This window comes from Streptomyces sp. NPDC050617 (assembly GCF_040654795.1).
Lineage (GTDB): Bacteria > Actinomycetota > Actinomycetes > Streptomycetales > Streptomycetaceae > Streptomyces.
On the sequence record NZ_JBFAIS010000016.1, the window covers coordinates 139744 to 158285 of the forward strand.

Below are 18542 nucleotides of genomic sequence, written 5' to 3' on the forward strand. Positions count from 1 at the left end.
GGCCGTGCACGCGGCGGGGCCGCTACGGCTTGCGCAGCAGGGTGACGACGGCCGCGCCGCCCAGCCCGATGTTGTGCGCGAGCCCGGTGCGGGCGCCCTCGACCTGGCGGGGGCCTGCCTCGCCGCGCAGCTGCCAGACCAGTTCGGCGGCCTGCGCGAGGCCCGTCGCGCCGAGCGGGTGGCCCTTGGAGATCAGTCCGCCGGACGGGTTGACGACCCAACGGCCGCCGTATGTCGTCGCGCCGTCGGCGACGAGCTTGCCGGACTCGCCGTCCGCGCACATCCCCAGCGCCTCGTAGGTGATGAGTTCGTTGACGGAGAAGCAGTCGTGCAGCTCGATCACGTCGACGTCCTCGATGCCGAGCCCGGAGCGCTCGTAGACCTGCCGGGCCGCCGCCCGCGACATGGGCTTGCCGACGACGTCGACGCAGGAGCCGGAGGCGAAGCTCTCCTCGGTGTCCGTGGTCATGGCCTGGGCGGTGATCTCCACCGCCCGTCCCCTCAGGCCGTGCTGGTCGGCGAAGCGCTCGGAGACGACGACGGCGGCGGCCGAGCCGTCCGAGGTCGGTGAGCACTGGAGCTTGGTCAGGGGCCGGTGGATGGTCTTGGCGGCCAGTACCTCTTCGACCGAGTAGGCGTCCTGGAACTGGGCGTTGGGGTTTCCCGTCGAGTGCCGGTGGTTCTTCGCGCCGACGGCGGCGAGCTGTTCGGCGGTGGTCCCGTACCGCTCCATGTGCTCGCGTGCGGCGTTGCCGAAGATCTGGGCGGTGGGCGGGGTCTGCTCGAAGCCGTGCCGGGCGGCCATGACGCCGTAGTGCCGGGCGACGGGCGAGGTCTTGAAGTCGCCGCCGTCCGCGCCGCCGCCGAGCGCGCCCTTCTTCATCTTCTCGAAGCCGAGCGCGAGCACGCAGTCGTTGGCGCCGGACTCCACGAACTGGCGGGCCATCATCAGCGCCGTGGAGCCGGTCGCGCAGTTGTTGTTGACGTTGTAGACGGGGACGCCGGTCAGGCCGAGCCCGTAGGCCGCGCGCTGTCCGGCCGTCGAGCCCTGGTAGCAGTAGCCGACGGGGACCTGCTCGACGAGTTCGTACGGGATCCCGGCGTCGGCGAGCGCCTTGGAGCCCGCCTCCTCGGCCATGTCCCAGTACTGCCAGTCGCGGCTCTCGGGCTTCTCGAACTTCGTCATCCCGACGCCGACGATGTACGCCTTCATACGACAAGCTCCTCAGATCAGGGGGCGGGGCCAGTGCCGTGACCGGCGATGCCTGCCCGGAAGGAGCGTCGTCCGGTGCGTACGGGCGCGAGGCGGCCGGGAGCCCCTGTGGCGGAGCCGCCAGGGCTTGTGGCCGACGCCGCGAGCGTGCGGGCCGGACGGCGCGACGGGGCGTGGCTTGCCGGGAGGGGCACTAGATCAGGGGGCGGGGCTCCGGGTCGCGGGGCAGGCCGAGCAGCCGTTCGGCGACGACGTTGAGCTGTACTTGCGTCGTGCCGCCCGCGATGGTCAGGCAGCGGGACATCAGGAAGCCGTGCAGGGCCCGCTCCCCCGGTCCCTCGCGCACCGCGCCCTGCGGGCCGAGGAGTTCGAGGGCGAGTTCGGCGACCTTCTGCTGGTGCGGGGTCTGGACGAGTTTGCGGATGCTGGCGCCCGCGCCGGGTTCCAGGCCCATGGTCTGCTGGAGGGTCGTGCGGAGCCCGATGCAGGCGAGGGCGTGGGCCTCGGCGGCGAGCGCGCCGACCCGCTCGCGCACCGATCCGTCGGCGTCCCCGGTCCGCGCGATCAGCGTCTCCAGGCCGGTGCCGAAGGTCAGCTGGTCGGCCATGTGGACGCGTTCGTTGCCCAGGGTGTGGCGGGCGACCCGCCAGCCGTCGCCCACCTCGCCGACCACGGCGTCGGGCGGCAGCAGCGCGTCGTCGAAATAGACCTCGTTGAAGAGGGAGTCCCCGGTGATCTCCTTCAGCGGCCGGATGTCGATGCCCTCGGTCCGCTTCATGTCGACGACGAAGTAGGTCAGGCCCTTGTGCTTGGGGGCGTCGGGGTCGGTACGGGCCAGCAGGATGCCGTGGTCCGCCCACTGCGCGGCCGACGTCCACACCTTCTGGCCGCTGATCCGCCAGCCCTCGGGCGTGCGGACGGCCTTGGTGCGCAGCGAGGCGAGGTCGGAGCCGGCGCCCGGTTCGGAGAACAGCTGGCACCACAGCAGGTCGCCGCGCAGCGTCGGCGGCAGATAGCGGTCGCGCTGCTCCTCGGAGCCGTGGGCGATGAGGGAGGGCACCACCCAGGTGGCGATGCCGAGGTCGCTGACCTTGACCTGGGCCGCCGCCAGCTCCTGCTGTACGGCGAGCTGTTGTACGGGCCCGGCGCCGAGTCCGTACGGGGGCGGCAGGTGCGGGGCGGCGTAGCCGGCGGGGGCGAGGACGCGGCGGGCGGCGGCGGGGTCGAGGCCGCGGGCGGGCTCGATGGCGGCCCGTGCCCGGGCCCGGTGGGCGTCGGCCTCCGGGGGCAGTCGCAGGCGCAGTTCGCGGCGGGCCCCGTCGGCGGCGAGGCGGGCGGCGCGCAGCCGGTGGGCGGCGCCGGGGCCGAGCAGCTGGCGGGCGACGGTGGCGCGGCGCAGATAGAGGTGGGCGTCGTGTTCCCAGGTGAAGCCGATGCCGCCGAGGATCTGGATGCAGTCCTTGGCGCAGCTGTACGCGGCGTCGAGCGCGGCGGCCGCGGCGAGGGCCGCCGTCAGGGCGCGCGCGCCGGGCTCCGCGTCCACCGCGCGGGCGGCGTCCCAGGTCAGGGCGCGGGCCTGTTCGGTCCGTACGAGCATGTCGGCGCAGAGGTGTTTGACGGCCTGGAACTGGCCGATGGGGCGGCCGAACTGCTCGCGGACCTTGGCGTACTCGGCGGCGGTGGAGAGCGCCCAGTCCGCGGTGCCGCACGCCTCGGCGGCGAACAGGACGGCGGCGAGGTCGCGGACGCGCCCGCCGTCCACGGCCACGGTCCGCGCGGCGGGCACGGCGGTCCCCTCGGCCGTGATCTCGGCGGTGGGCCGGGTGGCGTCGGCGCTGTCGTGGGCCCGTACGGTCAGCGTCCGGGCGTCGACGGCGAGCCACAGCGGGCCGTCGGCGGCCTCGGCGGTCAGCAGGATCAGGTCGGCGTCCGCGCCGCCGAGCACGGGTGGCGCGGCGCCGTCGAGTACGTACCCGTCGCCGGTCGCGACGGCCGTCAGCGAACCGGCGCCGAGGGCGACGGCCGCGGCGCGCTTCCCGTCGACGAGGGTGCGGGCGAGGTCGGGGCGGTCCCCGGCGGCCAGCAGGGCGGAGGCGAGCACGGTGGGCAGATAGGGGCCGGGGAGCGCGGCCCGGCCGGTCTCCTCCAGGACCACCGCCAGGTCCAGCAGGTCGCCGCCGTCGCCCCCGCACTCGTGCGGCAGATGCGGACCGAGCAGCCCGAGCTCGGCGAGCCCCGCCCACCACGCGGGCCGCCCGGCGCCGCCGCCGGGGGCGTCGAGCAGTTTGCGCACCTCTTCGGGCGGCACGGCGCGGGCGATCCAGCCGCGGACGGCCTGTGCCAATTCGCGTTGCTCTTGCGTGATTCCGATGCCCATGCGCGCAGACTAGAACACGTTTCATTCTGACGGAAGGTCAGATACCGAGCGCGCTGGGCGCGGGCGTACGGGCCGGGGGGCGGCCTTCCGCCGTCCGGGCGGGGCGGGCGGGGCCCGCCGGCACCGCCACCGGATCAGCAGGACACCGCGCACTCCGCCGCGTCCGGAGCCGTTCGCAGGGTGAACCAGACCGCCTTGCCGGTGGCTTCGGGCCGGGTGCCCCAGGCATCGGCGAGGGCCTCGACCAGCAGCAGGCCGCGCCCGCACTCCTCCTCCGCCGCCGCGATCCGCGCCCGCGGGCGGGGCGAACCGCCGTCGGCGACCTCCACGCCCAGCTCGCGGGCGCTGCGCCACAGCCGCAGGCCGATCGGACCGCCCACGTGGCAGACCGCGTTGGTCAGCAGCTCCGAGACCAGCAGCGGAGCGACGTCCTCCAGCGCCTTGAGCCCCCACTCCCGCAGCACCCGCACCAGGAACCGGCGCCCGGCCGGCACCGAGGCCGTCTCGCCCGCCAGCTCCACCGAGGCCGTCGCGAGCGGGGCCGCGGGGAAGCCGACCAGCAGCAGGGTCACATCGTCGGCGTACGCGGTGGTGCCCGGCAGCAGCGCCTCCAGCACCCGGTCCGCGGCCTCCTCCAGGCTCACGGCCGTGGCGAAGACGTCCTGGAGCGTCGCGGTCAGCAGCGTCAGCTGGGCGTCGATGTCGCTGCGCGGGGTCTCCACCAGCCCGTCGGTGTACAGGGCCAGGGTCACGCCGGGCCCGATCGGGACGCTCACCTGCTGGTGCGGCAGCCCGCCCACCCCCAGCGGAGTGCCGATCGGCACCGGCAGCGCGCCGACCGTCGCGTCCGGCCCGACGAGCAGCACCGGCAGATGCCCGGCCGAACACGCCGTCAGCGTGCCGCGGGCGGGGTCGGCCTCCAGATAGACGCAGGTGACGAACTGCTCCGGCATCCCGCAGGTGAACGCGTCCAGCGCCTGGATCAGCTCGCACGGCGAGACCCCCGCCAGCGCCAGCGCCCTGGCCGCGGAGCGCAGCTGCCCCATGACGACGGCCGCGTCCAGGCCGCGCCCCATCACATCCCCGATGACCACCCCGACCCGCCCGGCGCCCAGGTCGATCAGGTCGAGCCAGTCCCCGCCGACGCCCTGCCCCCGCGTCGAGGGCAGATAGCGGCTGGCCGCCAACGTGCCGGGGATCACCTCGGAGACGCCCATCAGGCGCAGCGCCAGCGAGACGTGCCGCTGCTGCTGGTAGAGCGCGGCCAGTTCCCGTTCGGCGCGCTTGCGGTCGGTGATGTCCCGCGTGAGCGAGCAGGCGGCGGTGACGGCGCCGCCCCGCGTCCGTACGGGCCACAGCGTCACCTCGACGTCCAGCACCCGGCCGCCGCAGGTGACCCGCCGCGTCTCGTAGTGCTCGATCCGCTCGCCCCGGCCGATCCGCTCCAGCAGCCCGGCCTCCTCGTCCTTGAGTTCCGGCGGCACCAGCATGCCGACGTGCCGGCCGACCGCCTCGGCGGCGCTGTACCCGTACAGGCGCTGCGCGGCGGCGTTCCAGAAGGCGATCTCCCCGTCCAGGGATTTGATGAGGATCGCGTCGTCGGAGGACTCCACCACCCCTCGGAGCAGCTCGTGCCCACCCGCGCTGCATAGCAGCGTCTCCTGTGACATCACCGGTGCCCCACCTCGCATGACATGCCCGTGTCCGATCGGCGAGAGCCACGGCTCACCGCGCCCCGGAGCGCGCCCCTGTCGGGGCCCCCTTCGAGGTGCGGCTATTGGAGCACCTCCGGACCGCCCCTCCACCGACATGTCCGATTATGACCGTCACTTGCGCAACTACCGTTCCATTACGCTCACTTAGCGACTCGGCACCGCACATCGGAACACCGGGCGCGCCGCACGGTCCGCGCGCCCCGGGGCCGCGGGGCCCCGTGGCCCGCGGCCGGGCGCGATCCGGCACGATGGGGCCGCCCAGCCCCAGCCCCAGTCCCAGGAGGACACCATGGCGCCCAAGCCCGAGATTCTCGCCGCCTTCGAGGCGGCGAAGGGCTTCATGCCCCTCGACGAGGGCCTCGCCCTCCACGCCGCCGCCGAGGAGGCCGCCCGGCTCGGCCTGCCGCTGGTCGAGGTCGGTACGTACTGCGGGCGCTCGACCATCCTGCTCGCCGACGCCGCGCGGGGCGCCGGGGTGAGCGCCGTGACGGTCGATCACCACCGCGGGAGCGAGGAGCAGCAGCCGGGCTGGGAGTACCACGACCCCGACGTCGTCGACCCCGAGGTCGGCCGGATGGACACGCTCCCCGCCTTCCGCCGCACCCTGCACGCCGCCGGGCTCGAAGAGCACGTCGTCGCCGTCGTCGGCCGCTCCCCGCAGGTCGCCGCCCTGTGGGCCGCGCCCGTCGGCCTCGTCTTCATCGACGGCGGCCACACCGACGAGCACGCCGCCGGCGACTACGAGGGCTGGGCCCCGCACGTCGCGCCCGGCGGCGCGCTCGTCATCCACGACGTCTTCGCCGACCCGGCCGACGGCGGCCAGGCCCCGTACCGGATCTACCGCCGCGCCCTGGAGTCGGGCGCGTTCACCGAGGTGTCGGCGACGCGCTCGCTGCACGTACTGCGCCGTACGGGCCGGGGCATCTGAGGAGCGGTACGGGACCGGCCGCCGCGCCGCCGCGCTGCGGGGCCTGCACGCACGTACCGCGCCGCGGGGGCCGCGCTGCGCCGTACGGACCAGGGCCCGTGAGCCGTACGGGCCAGGGGGCGTGGGCCGTACGGCCGCTGATCACGTGCCGGAGGACGACGCGCGGCGGATGCCGCCGGGCGAGGCGTTAGCATCGCCCGCGTGTCGAACGGCAGACCTACCCCCGCGCCCCGCCGCCCCCGAGTCGGCCCCCTCGTCGCAGGACTGGCCGTGCTCATACCGCTCGGTTACGCCGGCTGGCTGGCGTGGGACGCGACGGGCGACGGCGGCGCTTCCGAGGACGACGCGAAGCGCCCGGCGGCGAGCGCGGCGGCCACCCACCCGGCGGCGCGCGCCGGGGCGCGCCCCCTCGCGGGGAAGGTCGTCGTCATCGACCCCGGCCACAACCCCCGCAACCGCGACCACACCGCCGAAATAGCTCGCGCCGTTCAAGCGGGCAAGGGCCGCAAGGCGTGCGACACCACCGGCACCGCCACCGACGCCGGCTACGCCGAGGCCGCCTTCACGCTCGACGTCGCGCACCGCATGCGGGCGCTCCTCGAAGAGCGCGGCGCCAAGGTCACGCTCACCCATGACGCCGACCGGCCGTTCGGGCCGTGCGTGGACGAGCGGGCGAGAATCGGGAACGCGGCGCGCGCCGACGCGGCGGTTTCCGTGCACGCAGACGGCTCCACCGCCGGAAACCGCGGATTCCACGTCATTCTGCCCGCGGCCGTCAAGCAGGACGGCGCCGACACTTCGCCCATCGTCGGTCCGTCCCGAGTACTGGGCGAGGGTATTGCCGGTGAGTTCGGCCGCGCCACGGGCAGTCGCCCGGCCAACTACATCGCCGCCGGCAGCGGCTTGAATGTCCGCGATGACCTGGGCGGTCTCAACCTCTCCACCGTGCCGAAGGTGTTCATTGAATGCGGCAATATGCGCGATCCGAAGGACGCCGCCGAACTCATCGACGCGAAGTGGCGGCAAAAAGCGGCACGCGGTATCGCGGACGGCATTACGGACTTCTTGGCGAGGTGAGAACCCGCGCAAGGCCGCGCAAAGCCGGTGCGAGGCCCCTGAGAGTCGGCGTCAGGCGCTAAGGAGCGGCAGGCCACGCCCGTGTCACAGGGGTGAAACGATGAGGACGCCCCGACCGTCCAGGCGATATGTTCACCCGTACGATGGGGGGCCACCCCCGCGCCCTCGCACCTCGCGTTCCGGCGACAGCGACAAAGAAGACCGACGAGACCGACAAAGGATTTCAGGTGAACATCCGCTCCCTCACTAGAGGCGACGGCGTGGTGATCGGAGCAGCGGTGTTGCTGTTCATCGCCTCGTTCCTCGACTACTACTCCGTCGACAACTGCGGTAGATTCTGCGGCGAGCTCGATCTCCCCAACGCGTGGTCGACGGACGAGCTTCGCCTGGTGCTTCCGTCGGTGATCCTGACCGGCCTGATCGGCGCGATCCTTATCATCGGCGCGCGTTTTCAGCCCGCCGGCCGCAAGCTCGCGGGGCTCTCCCTCGACCAGTGGGGCGCGGCCCTCACGGTGGCCTCGGCCTGGTCCGCGATCTGGTCCCTGCTGGTCATTCCCGAGAAGGCGTCGGCGGGTATCGGCTCCATCCTCACCCTGATCGCGACCCTGGCGCTGGCCGCCGCGGCCGTGCTCACGCCGCGCCTCCCGGCGCTGAAGGCGGGCCTCCTCCCGGCGGCCGGCCCTAAGCCGTCCCCGTACGGCGTGGGCCCGAACCCCGGCTACGGCTACCCCGGTCCGGGCGCCGGCCAGCCCGGCGGCCCCTCTCCGTACGGGGCGCAGCCCGGCGGCCAGCAGCCGTACGGGGCCCAGCCCGGCCCGCAGCAGCACAGCCAGGGCGGCCAGCCGATGGCCGGCCACCAGCAGCCGGGTCCGGCCGCGCAGCAGCAGCCCGCCGCCGCGCAGCAGACCGGCCCGGAGTTCGCGCCGTTCTGGTTCGCGGTGCCGGTCGCCCGTCCGCTGTACGCGGAGGACGGCGCTCCGACGCCGATCGCCGAGCTCGCGCCCGGCACGTGGTACCTCGCGGTGGACCAGCGCGGCCAGGCGCTCATCGCCCAGACGCAGGACGGCCGCCGCGGCGTCCTTCAGGACACGACGGGCATTCAGCGCGGCTGACGCGACACCGCGCGCCTCGCGCGTCGCATCGACGGCCCCTCACCGGCACTTCGCGGGTGAGGGGCCGTCGCGTTGCCCGGACGGCGGACGGGGGCGGGGGCGCCGGGCGGCGGAGGCGTTGCCGAGTCCGTACCCCGGCCCGTACAGTCACGACGCATAAAACTGACACGGCGTCAGGTGCGACCGGCGCCGGACGCGACGACCGTGGAGGGTGTGCACCATGCGGCTCGGCCTCGCACTCGGCTACTGGGGGCGCGGCCCCGACCCCCGCCACCTCGAACTCGCCCGGCTGGCGGAGGACTTGGGATACCACTCCCTCTGGACGTCCGAATCCTGGGGCTCGGACGCCTTCACCGCGCTGACCTGGCTCGCCGCGCACACCACACGGATCAGGCTCGGCACGGCGGTCGCGCAGATGGCCGCCCGGACGCCCACGGCCACCGCCATGCACGCGCTGACGCTCGACCACCTCAGCGGGGGCCGGGTCCTGCTCGGCCTCGGGCTGTCGGGCCCGCAGGTCGTGGAGGGCTGGTACGGACGTCCGTTCCCGAAGAGCCCGCTGACCGCGACGCGCGAGTACGTGGACGTGATCCGGCAGGTCCTGCGGCGCGCGGCCCCGGTGGAGCTGGCCGGCCGCTTCCACTCGCACCCCTACGGGGGCCCCGACGCCACCGGACTGGGCAAACCCCTCAAGTCGATCACCCACCCGCTCCGCGCGGACCTGCCCGTACTCCTCGGCGCGGAGGGCCCCAAGAACATCGCCCAGACGGCGCGCATCGCGGACGGCTGGCTGCCGCTGTACTGGTCCCCGGCCCGCGCCGACGTGTACGCGCCGGCCCTGGCCGAGGCGCCGCCCGGCTTCCTGGTCGCGCCCATGGCCCAGGCCAGGCTCTGCGACGACGTCGCCGAAGGGCTGCTGCCGGTCAAGGCGATGCTGGGCTTCTACATCGGCGGCATGGGCCACGCCACCCGCAACTTCCACGCCGACCTGATGGCCCGCATGGGCTACGAGGAAGCGGCCCGGCGGGTGCAGGAGCTGTTCGGCGAGGGCCGCCGCGACGAGGCGATAGCCGCCGTGCCCGACGCGTTCGCCGACGAGATCTCCCTGGTCGGGCCGCGCGCCCGGATCGCGGAGCGGCTGGAGCTGTGGCGCGCGGGCCCGGTCACGGATCTGCTCGTCACCTCCCCGGACCCGGCGACGCTGCGCGTGCTCGCGGAGCTCAACAGCTGAGCGCGCTCAGGGAGTTCGGGGTGCGGCGACGCTGTTCCGGGTGGCCGCCCACAGCGCGAACCCGGCGCAGCTGAACCCGGCGCCCAGCGCGCAGACCGCGCCCCAGCCGGCCGCCGCGTAGAGGGAGGTCGCGGCGATGGCGCCGGTGGCGCTGCCGACCGAGTAGAAGACCATGTACCCGCCGATCAGCCGGCTGCCCGCGGCCGGGTGCAGCGCGTAGATCAGGGTCTGGTTGGTGACGTGGACCGCCTGCACGGCGAGGTCGAGGAGGACCACTCCGGCGACCAGGGCCCAGAGCGAGCTGCGGGTGAAGGCCAAGGGGAGCCAGGAGGCGACGAGGAGCGCCAGGGCAATGCCGGTGGTGCGCCGGGAGAAACCACGGTCGCCCAGGCGGCCCGCGGCGGTCGCGGCCAGCGCTCCGGCGACGCCGATCAGCCCCAGAGCCCCGATCGCGCTGTGCGACAGGGAGTACGGGGGCTCGCTGAGCGGCAGCGCGACGCTGCTCCACAGGGTGCTGAAGGCGGCGAAGACCAGCAGCCCGAACAGGGCGCGGAGCCGCAGCAGCGGTTCCCTGGCGAACAGGGTGACGGTGGAGCGCAGGAGCTGCCCGTAGCGGAGGGCGGTCGTCGGCGAGGTCCCGCCGTGCCGCGGCAGTACGCGGTGCAGGATCAGGGCGAGCAGCGCGGTGAGCGACGCCGAGGCGAGGTAGACGGAGCGCCAGCCCGCGAGGTCGGCCAGGAGGCCGGAGACGGTGCGGGCGAGCAGGATTCCGCTGACCACGCCGCTGGTGACCAGGCCGACGACCCGGCCGCGCCCGGCGGGAGGGGCCAGTGAGGCCGCGAAGGCCACCAGCGTCTGCGTGACGACCGCGAGCAGCCCCGTGACGGCGATGCCCGCGAGCAGCATCGCCGCCGTGCGGGCTGCGGCCACCACCGCCAATGCCGCGACGAGGAGCAGCAGTTGGGTGACGATGAGCCGCCTGCGGTCGGTCACGTCGCCCAGCGGTACGAGGAAGAAGAGCCCCAGCCCGTATCCGACGTGCGTGAGGGTGACGACGCTGCCGACGAGCGCCGGGCTCATGGCGAGGTCGTGGCCCATGGTCACGAGGAGCGGCTGGGAGAAGTAGACGTTGGCCACGGCGGCGCCGCAGGCGACGGCGAAGAGCGCGACGAGGCCGCGGGAGAGGGCGGGCGCGGAGACTTCCCCTGCCTTGGCTCCGTCCCGCCGTGGCCCCCGCCGCGTCCCCCGCCGTGTCGCGGCCTCACCAGCGTTGCCGGGCATCGGCGCCCCTCCCTCACTTCTGGTTTCATCTTGCTACCAGAAAGGAACGTAACCGCCTTGGTAGCATGTTGCAACCACCCAGACGAGAGTGAGGGAACGCCATGGTGACCAGGACGCGCTTCGACGACAGCGACTGCCCCGTCGCCCGGTCGGTGGACGCGATCGGCGACTGGTGGTCCCTGCTGATCGTGCGGGACGCCTTCGACGGGAGCCGACGCTTCGGGGAGTTCCAGCGCGGCCTGGGCGTGGCCAAGAACATCCTCACCGCGCGGCTGCGCACCCTGGTCGCGGGCGGCGTCCTCGAAACCGTCCCCGCCTCGGACGGCAGCGCCTACCGCGAGTACGTGCTGACCCCGAAGGGCAAGGCGCTCTTCCCCGTCATCGTGGCGCTGCGGCAGTGGGGCGAACAGAACTTCTTCGCCCCCGGCGAACCGCACTCGGAACTGGTCGACCGCAGGCGGGAACGGCCCCTCCGCGCGCTGGAGGTGCTGTCAGCGGACGGGCGGCTGCTGGACCCCGACGACACCGAGGTCCGCAAGGTCTCCGCCGAATAGTTCGAGACGACGGGGGTCAGGTGAGGGTTCAGGCGTCCATCGACGGCGGCTTGCCCTCGCCCCGGAGCCAGGTGTCGAAGACGCGGCCGAGGTCCTTGCCGGACGCTTCCTCGAAGTGCCGGATGAACTGCGCGGTGTCGGCGTTGCCGTGCCGGTGGTCGTGGGCCCAGGAGCGCACGGTCGCGAAGAAGACCTTGTCGCCGACGGCCTTGCGCAGCTTGTGCAGGACCATGGCGCCGCGGCCGTAGACCGGAGAGTCGGAGACCTCCGCCCCCGAGGGCGGGTCGGCGGGCGGGAAGGCCCAGATGCCGTCGCTCTCGTCGTCGCTGTTGTCGTAGAAGTCCGCGAAGATCTGGTCCGTGGAGCGCCCGCCCGACTTCTCCTCCCACATCCACTCGGCGTACGTCGCGAAGCTCTCGTTCAGCCACATGTCGCGCCAGGTGCGCGGGGTGACGGAGTTGCCGAACCACTGGTGGGCCAGCTCGTGCACCACGAGCGCCTCGTCGGGCGCCGCCTCGAAGTACGGCTTGGTCTGGGTCTCCAGGGCGTAGTCGAGACCGGGTAGGTGGTCGACGATCGCGCCCGCGCTGCTGAAGGGGTACGGGCCGAAGAGGCCGCGCTCCCAGTCGAGGACCTCCTCGACGGTGCCGGGCACGTCGATGCTGTCGTCGGACTCGGTCTCGGCCTCCTCGGGGTCGGTCGCGACGTAGAGGGGGACGTCCCCGGACTTCGAGGTGGCGACGTCGAAGTCTCCGATGGCGACGGTGGCGAGATAGCTGGCCATGGGTTCGCCGTTGTGCCAGGAGAAGGTGGTGCGGTCGCCCTTGGTCTCCTTGCGCTTCAGCTCGCCGTTGGAGACGGCGGTGAGGTCCTTGGGAACGGTGACGGTGATGTCGTAGGCGGCCTTGTCCGAGGGGTGGTGGTTGCCCGGGAACCAGGTCATCGACCCGGTGGGCTCGCCCAGCCCGACCGCGCCGTCCGGCGTCTCGATCCACCCTTCCTTCGAGCCGTCCTCCCCCACGACCGTCTTCGGTACGCCGTCGTATTCGACGGTCGTCGTGAACTGGCGGCCCTTGCCGACGGCGGACTCGGGCGTCACCGTCAGCTCGGTGCCCTCCCGTGCCGTACGCGCCGCCTTCCCGTCGACGGTCGCGCTCCGCACCTTCAGCCCCTTGAGGTCCAGGTTGAACGCGCTGAGCGGCTGGGTGGAACGGGCCGTGATCACGGCCTTGCCCTTGAGGCGGTTGCCCTCGGGGTCGTAGTCGAGCGTCAGGCCGTAGTGGCTGACGTGGTAACCGCCGTTGCCGAGCCCCGCGAAGAGCGGGTCCCCGACCCCGGCGGCCCCGGCGGTCGCCGCCTTCTCCTGATGGCCGGCGCTCGTACAGGACGCGGTGAGCGCGAGGACGAGCGGCAGGGCGCAGGCCAGGAGGCGACGGCGGCGCGGGGCCGGGCGCCGGGCGGCGGGCGTGCTCGGTGTGGTCATTCTCGGGAGTTCCCCCCAGTCAGCGATCACCCGAGCATAGAAGACGGGCTCCGGAAGACGGCGCGCCCGCGCTCCCTACCCGAACGTGACCCGCTCCAGCCAGAAGTCCAGCAGCTCGGCGTCGCCGAGGACCTCGACGCGCCCCGCGGAGACCGGCTGCCGCCGGAAGACGACCTGGAGTACGTCGGCAATGGGACCCCGGAGGGCGACGGCCGCCTTCTCGTGGGCGCGCCGGACGACTATGGCGTCGCCGGTGAGGTCGATCAGCCACTCGGCTTCGGCGCCGGGCCCGGCATCGGTGCCGTGGAAGTGCAGGGTGCGCCCGGGGCCGAGCAGCTCCCGCAGCTCGGGCCGCGCCTCCACGAGCTGCGGCAGGGCGCCGATCTGGAGCCATTCGTCGATGGTGTCGGCCCCGACCTCCTGGTCGACGGCGAACTCCGCGCCCAGGGTCAGGTCCACGTCCGCGCGGTGCACGACGGTCTCGTGCGCCATGCGCCGGGCCCAGAAGGAAACGGACCCCGTGCCGAAGAACACCCACACCTCGACGTCGGGCCCGGTGGCGCGCAACGTCCGCACCAGCTCGGCGGCGCCTTCCCGCAGCCAGGCGACGATGGTGCCCACGTCCTGGCCCTCGGGCCCGCCGATGCCGCTGACCTGCTCGTCCGGGACGAACGCGGTCGCCCGCGTCCGCACGGTCGCCTCGACCCGGCGGTGCGCCCCGCCGAGGTGCCGCAGCAGCTGCTCCAGCGTCCACTCGGGACAGGACGGCACCATGGTCTTCAGGTCGGCGCCGGCCAGGCCGGACACCAACTGCTCCGTCTGCGCGACGATTTCGTCGCAGTAGCGGTCAAAGCTGAGAAGAGTCATGACGGCAGACTAAACGCCCCCACTGACAACGCCCCCGTACTACCCCTTCTTCACGTCCGAGAACGACGGCACCTTGTCGTCGACCTCGGCCCCCGCCCCCTTGCCCGCGTCCTTGACCCCGGAGATGACGTTCTGGAAGGAGCTGACGTCGCCGTCCACGCTCTCCCCCCGGCGCAGCTTGCTCCCGAGCCCCTTGAGCGAGGCGATCCCCGCGCCGAGCGGGGCGACGGCCTTGGCCAGCGCCGGATCCCCCTTGGCATTGGCGCTCGCCGCCTTCAGCCGGTTATAGGTGAAGGCCCCCGCCAGCCCCGCCTTCACCATCGCGGCGACCCGCCCGTCCGCCCCCTTCTTGAACTTGCCGTTCCGGTACGGCTTCACAATCCACTGATACGTAGCCCCCGCCGCCAGTCCCGCATTCGCGACGAACCGCGTCTTCGCGAACTTCTGCCGCTCCGCGGACGTACTGGCCGACGGCGTCGCCCCACTCCCACCGTCCTTGCCCTTGCTCCCACACCCCGTCCCCGCCAGGAGCAGGCCGCTGAGCAGCAGGGCAATGACGGCATGGCGCAACGTGACGCGTACGAACACCGCGGACCTCCGGAGGGCTGGGCACTATCAGGACACACTCCCTGCCAGGCTCACCCACCGGTCCCGCTCCCGCGACCCCGGGGCGTCCGTACGCGTCGCATTCGGGCCACGGGCCCTTCCCCTGAGATCCTGCGCCGCCGGCTCACGCATCTCATCGATGCGGCCCGGCTTCCGAACATCACCATCCAGATCGGGCGCTGCTCGGCTGGGCGAAAGGGCCGGCGGCGACGGCCTGGCGGTAGAGAGAGGGCGGTCGCCCGGAGGGATTGGGGCAGGGCACCTCTCGAACGCACGCGCGCCCGGTGCCCGTCCTGACGGCGGCCCGAAAACACGCGAGGGCCCGTTGAAACGTCCTCAAGTGCCGGAAGAGAGGCAGTTCTTCTGGCCTCCGAGGCCCCCTTACGTCTCCCTTACGGCCATAAGGCCCGCCCCTCTGCCCTCAGTTGTGCCCTCGTGGTCCTGCCTGATAGGGGCACGCCGGAGGACAGTGGCGTCCTGATGTGCATCCACCAGCGAGGGGAGCGCTCGTGCGCGCGCAGGACAACGGCAAAGAGAAGGACCGCGGGAGCGGGCCGGCGGGGAACCGGTCCCGGTCGGCGCGGGCGCCCGGGTGGCCGGACGGTGTCCTCTCGCTCCAGCGGCTGGCCGGGAACGCGGCCGTCTCGCGCGCGGTCGGCGAGGCCCGGCACCAGCACGGCCCCGGGTGCGGACACGGTCAGGGGATGACGCGGGGAGAAACCGCCGGCCTCGTCCAGCGGGCCGCCGCGACGCGCGCCGAACACGTCCAGCGGGCGCCGGGCAACACCTCCGCCCCGGCGCAGCCGCAAGTCGGGCTGCCACCGGACCTCAATGCCGCGCTCGGCAAGGAGATCCCGGACTACTGGCACGAACTCCAGTGGACCGACAGCGGGCGGGGCTTCCACACGGCCTCCCTGCCCCGCGGCCACCGCGTGTGGGACGCCATCGAGAACTACGCCCGGCTCTCCCAGGAACGCGCACCCGTCACCGCGCCGAAGGGCGAGGCGACCCGGATGGCTGAGTCCGAGAAGCGGCTCGCCGATCCGGCGATCACCGACGAGCAGCGCACGTCCCACACCCGTCGGCTCCAGGAGGGGAAGCCCGGCGGCCCGCCGCCGCCCAGCAGCGCCCCCATGGACATCGTGGAGATCGTCGTCTGCGCCAACCCCACGCTGTGGCAGAAATACACGACCAACCGGCAGCTCTACCACCAGTCGATGCTCTCGCACGGCAAACAGGGGCTGAAGGCATCGGGGAAGGACCGCAGCGAGCGGATCCCCTGGTCCACCGGAAGCCGGCCCGACCTCGACGGCACGGCGTCGACCTCGGTCCAGCCCGGCTACCAGCGCCCCGCCCAGTTGCCGCCCGGCGTGCCCCAGAGCGCCGGGGAGGGCTTCTTCTGGCACGGCACCGGTACCAACATCATGGACCTGATCGACGAGAACGGACCGGCGCCCCATCTCGGCCGGAACAAGGGCACCGACGACAAGCCCAAGTACGGCGTGCTCGGCCAGGGCACCTACGTCGCCGACAACGCCTCCAAGGCGCAGACGTACTTCGCCTGCCCCCAGTGCGAGGACCCCGAGTGCAAGGACACGTCGCACCCGGCCCGGCAGTTGATGCTGATGCGCGGCCTCCTGGGCTCACCCGACTTCGCGCACCTCGGGCACAACAGGCGGGCCGAGGACCACAAGACGCTGAAGGAGGGCCGTACCTCCGTGATGAGCCCCGGCCTCAAGAAGAATCTGCCCCGGCTGGGCGCCACGGGCACCAACGAATTCCTCATCAAGGACAAGGCGTTGCTCTACCCGGAGATCCGCGTCCACTACCGGCGGACCTGACGGTACCGACCGCCCCCGCCGCACCCAACTCCCCTGATCCCAGGCGAGTTTGAGACGTTCCTCACGGGTCACTCGGGCCCTATGTCCAAACGCCTTCGGCAGGGGAGCAATGGTGCGGCGACAGCCGTGATCGTCGTCGCGGACGTCACCGCGCTGATCCTCGGGCTGTGGATCCTCTTCTACGTGCTCGACGCGAACCGGGCGAACGACCTCGTCGGGTTCGTGCACGATGCCGCCCGCTGGCTCGCGGGGTGGTCGTACAACCTCTTCACCATGCGCACCGACTGGCTGCGCACACTGCTCAACTACGGGCTGCCCGCCGTGATCTACCTGCTCGTCGGGCACGCGGTCGCGGCCCGTATCCGTCGCGTCTAGGCCGCTGCCGCCGGAGTCAGCAGCAGTCCGGCGCCAGCCCCGTCGGCAGGCCCTCGCCGCCGAAGACCGCCGTCGTGGGCTCGTCGCCGCCGAGGGCGGCCACGGCCAGCAGCAGTGAGGCGGCCGTCCATGTGGTCCGTTCCTCGGGCCAGACGGCGGCGTCGTCGTAGACGTAGCCGGTCCAGTAGAGGCCGTCCGGGGCGCGGAGGTGGGGCTGGATCCACTGGAGGATCTGCACGGCGCGGTCGGATTCGCCGATCGCCCAGAGGGCCAGGGCCAGTTCGCAGCTTTCGCCGCCCGTCACCCAGGGGTTGGGGAGGATGCAGCGGACGCCCAGGCCGGGTACGACGAAGTGGTCCCAGCGGGACTCGACGCGGTCCTTGGCGGCGGGGCCGGTGAGGGCGCCGCCGAGGACCGGGTAGTACCAGTCCATGGAGTACTGGCTCTTGTCGAGGAAGCGTTCCGGGTGGCGGCGGATCGCGTGGCCGAGCAGGCCGACGGCCAACTCCCAGTCGGGCTGGGGCTCTTCGCGGTGTTCGGCGATGGCCAGGGCGCAGCGCAGCGCCTGGTGGATGGAGGAGGAGCCGGTGAGCAGGGCGTCCGTCGCCGGGGTGCCGTCGTCCTCGCGTTTCCAGCCGATCTGGCCGCCGGGCCGCTGGAGCGCCAGCACGAACTCGATCGCCGCGAAGACCACCGGCCACATCCGGTCGAGGAAAGTGTCGTCGCCGGTGGCGAGGTAGTGGTGCCACACCCCGACCGCCACGTACGCGACGAAGTTCGTCTCCCGACCCCGGTCCGCGGGCTCCTCGGTGTTCACGCCGCCCGGCTCGTCGGTGTAGGCCGCGTACCAGGAGCCGTCGAGGTTCTGATGGTCCGCGAGCCACCGGTACGCGGCCTCGGCGCGCTCGTGTTCGCCGGCCGCGTCGAGCGCCATCGCGGCCTCGACGTGGTCCCACGGGTCCAGGTGATGGCCGCGGAACCACGGAATGGCCCCGTCCGCGCGCTGGGCCGCGGCGATGCCCGCCACCGTACTGGCGGCCTGTTCGGCGGTGAGGACCCCGGCGAGCTCCAGGCGTTCGGTACGTTCCGGCGACGTCATTCGGCGGCCGCCGCGGCCGGCGCGGGCAGGTGCGGCTTCGTCGCGTACGCCACGAAGCTCTTCCCGATGAGCGGGTTGAGCGCCTGTTCCGCGAGGCGGGTGGCCAGCGGTTTCTTCATGATGTCCCAGACCAGCAGCTGGTGGTACGCCCGTACCGGCAGCGCCTTGTCGTTGTCGACGCCGAACGCGCACTTCAGCCACCAGTACGGGCTGTGCAGACCGTGCGCGTGGTGGGTCCCGTACGGCTTCAGGCCGGCCTCGCGCATCTTGCCGAGCAGTTCCTCGCCGCGGTAGATGCGGATGTGGCCGCCCTCCACCTCGTGGTACGCGTCGCTCAGCGCCCAGCAGACCTTCTCGGGTCCGTACCGGGGCACGGTGACGGCGATCCGGCCGCCGGGCCGCAGGACCCGGACCATCTCCGCGAGCACCCCCTTGTCGTCCGGGATGTGCTCCATGACCTCGGAGATGATCACGACGTCGAAGCTGTCGTCGGGGAAGGGCAGCGCGAGCGCGTCGCCCTCCATCGCGGTCGCGGTCGCGCCGGCCGGGGCCTCGCCCGCCTCCTTCATCGCGGCGAACCACTTGGCGACCTCGCGGATCTCCTCGCCGTTGCGGTCGAGGGCCACGACCTGTGCGCCGCGCCGGTAGCACTCGAAGGCGTGCCGTCCCGCGCCGCAGCCCAGATCGAGGACGCGATCGCCTGCGGCGAGCGGGAAGCGGGAGAAATCGACGGTCAGCACGGGGTCTGTCTGCCTTCTGTCTCGGTGGATTCGAAGGGCTCTA

16 protein-coding genes are annotated in these 18542 nt (G+C 72.9%); 7 read left to right on the top strand and 9 right to left on the bottom strand.

The features are described 5' to 3' along the window. Positions 1–22 precede the first annotated feature (22 nt). From AB0I49_RS22100 to AB0I49_RS22110, 3 genes are all read right to left on the bottom strand, one after another. Entirely contained in the window at positions 23–1213 is a 1191-nt protein-coding gene (locus AB0I49_RS22100; protein WP_363228730.1) for a lipid-transfer protein, read from the bottom strand. A gap of 193 nt (positions 1214–1406) precedes the next feature. After that, positions 1407–3590, bottom strand: coding sequence for an acyl-CoA dehydrogenase family protein (locus AB0I49_RS22105; protein WP_363228731.1), 2184 nt, complete (start codon positions 3588–3590; stop codon positions 1407–1409). Positions 3591–3724: 134 nt separating this feature from the next. Next, positions 3725–5260, bottom strand: coding sequence for a SpoIIE family protein phosphatase (locus tag AB0I49_RS22110; protein WP_363228732.1), 1536 nt, complete (start codon positions 5258–5260; stop codon positions 3725–3727). 334 nt (positions 5261–5594) lie between these two features. Between AB0I49_RS22110 and AB0I49_RS22115 the strand changes: the two genes are divergently transcribed. The 4 genes from AB0I49_RS22115 to AB0I49_RS22130 all read left to right on the top strand — a co-directional run bounded on the left by AB0I49_RS22115 (position 5595) and on the right by AB0I49_RS22130 (position 9653). Then, complete coding sequence (locus AB0I49_RS22115) at positions 5595–6233, top strand: class I SAM-dependent methyltransferase (RefSeq protein ID WP_363228733.1); 639 nt, start codon at positions 5595–5597, stop codon at positions 6231–6233. Between the two features lie 201 nt (positions 6234–6434). Continuing rightward, positions 6435–7310: an N-acetylmuramoyl-L-alanine amidase gene (locus AB0I49_RS22120; RefSeq protein WP_363228734.1), complete on the top strand. Its 876-nt coding sequence runs from the start codon at positions 6435–6437 to the stop codon at positions 7308–7310. 227 nt (positions 7311–7537) lie between these two features. Continuing rightward, the gene (locus tag AB0I49_RS22125) at positions 7538–8422 is read left to right on the top strand and encodes a hypothetical protein (RefSeq protein ID WP_363228736.1); all 885 of its coding nucleotides are present in this window, start codon (positions 7538–7540) and stop codon (positions 8420–8422) included. Positions 8423–8642: 220 nt separating this feature from the next. Further along, complete coding sequence (locus AB0I49_RS22130; RefSeq protein WP_363228737.1) at positions 8643–9653, top strand: LLM class F420-dependent oxidoreductase; 1011 nt, start codon at positions 8643–8645, stop codon at positions 9651–9653. A gap of 6 nt (positions 9654–9659) precedes the next feature. Here AB0I49_RS22130 and AB0I49_RS22135 read toward each other — a convergent pair whose 3' ends face one another. Continuing rightward, positions 9660–10934, bottom strand: a complete 1275-nt coding sequence (locus tag AB0I49_RS22135) for an MFS transporter (RefSeq protein ID WP_363228738.1) — start codon at positions 10932–10934, stop codon at positions 9660–9662. Between the two features lie 101 nt (positions 10935–11035). Between AB0I49_RS22135 and AB0I49_RS22140 the strand changes: the two genes are divergently transcribed. Continuing rightward, on the top strand, positions 11036–11488 hold the full coding sequence (locus tag AB0I49_RS22140; RefSeq protein WP_363228739.1) for a helix-turn-helix domain-containing protein: 453 nt from the start codon (positions 11036–11038) through the stop codon (positions 11486–11488). 28 nt (positions 11489–11516) lie between these two features. Here AB0I49_RS22140 and AB0I49_RS22145 read toward each other — a convergent pair whose 3' ends face one another. The 3 genes from AB0I49_RS22145 to AB0I49_RS22155 form a co-directional block, all read right to left on the bottom strand. Beyond that, positions 11517–12971, bottom strand: a complete 1455-nt coding sequence (locus AB0I49_RS22145; RefSeq protein ID WP_363228740.1) for a M1 family metallopeptidase — start codon at positions 12969–12971, stop codon at positions 11517–11519. A 75-nt stretch (positions 12972–13046) separates the two neighbouring features. Next, complete coding sequence (locus tag AB0I49_RS22150) at positions 13047–13838, bottom strand: maleylpyruvate isomerase N-terminal domain-containing protein (RefSeq protein ID WP_363228741.1); 792 nt, start codon at positions 13836–13838, stop codon at positions 13047–13049. Positions 13839–13877: 39 nt separating this feature from the next. Next, the gene (locus tag AB0I49_RS22155) at positions 13878–14426 is read right to left on the bottom strand and encodes a hypothetical protein (protein WP_363228742.1); all 549 of its coding nucleotides are present in this window, start codon (positions 14424–14426) and stop codon (positions 13878–13880) included. Positions 14427–14953: 527 nt separating this feature from the next. Here AB0I49_RS22155 and AB0I49_RS22160 point away from each other — a divergent pair. Together AB0I49_RS22160 and AB0I49_RS22165 are read left to right on the top strand one after the other, a co-directional pair. After that, entirely contained in the window at positions 14954–16285 is a 1332-nt protein-coding gene (locus AB0I49_RS22160) for a DUF4157 domain-containing protein (protein ID WP_363228743.1), read from the top strand. A gap of 81 nt (positions 16286–16366) precedes the next feature. Continuing rightward, entirely contained in the window at positions 16367–16660 is a 294-nt protein-coding gene (locus AB0I49_RS22165; protein WP_363228744.1) for a hypothetical protein, read from the top strand. Between the two features lie 16 nt (positions 16661–16676). Here the strand turns inward: AB0I49_RS22165 and AB0I49_RS22170 are convergent, their stop codons facing one another. Both AB0I49_RS22170 and AB0I49_RS22175 read right to left on the bottom strand, forming a co-directional pair. Next, positions 16677–17759: a prenyltransferase gene (locus AB0I49_RS22170; RefSeq protein WP_363228745.1), complete on the bottom strand. Its 1083-nt coding sequence runs from the start codon at positions 17757–17759 to the stop codon at positions 16677–16679. Beyond that, positions 17756–18499: a class I SAM-dependent methyltransferase gene (locus AB0I49_RS22175; RefSeq protein ID WP_363228746.1), complete on the bottom strand. Its 744-nt coding sequence runs from the start codon at positions 18497–18499 to the stop codon at positions 17756–17758. Before AB0I49_RS22175 ends, AB0I49_RS22170 begins: the two co-directional genes overlap by 4 nt. Positions 18500–18542: the final 43 nt, after the last annotated feature.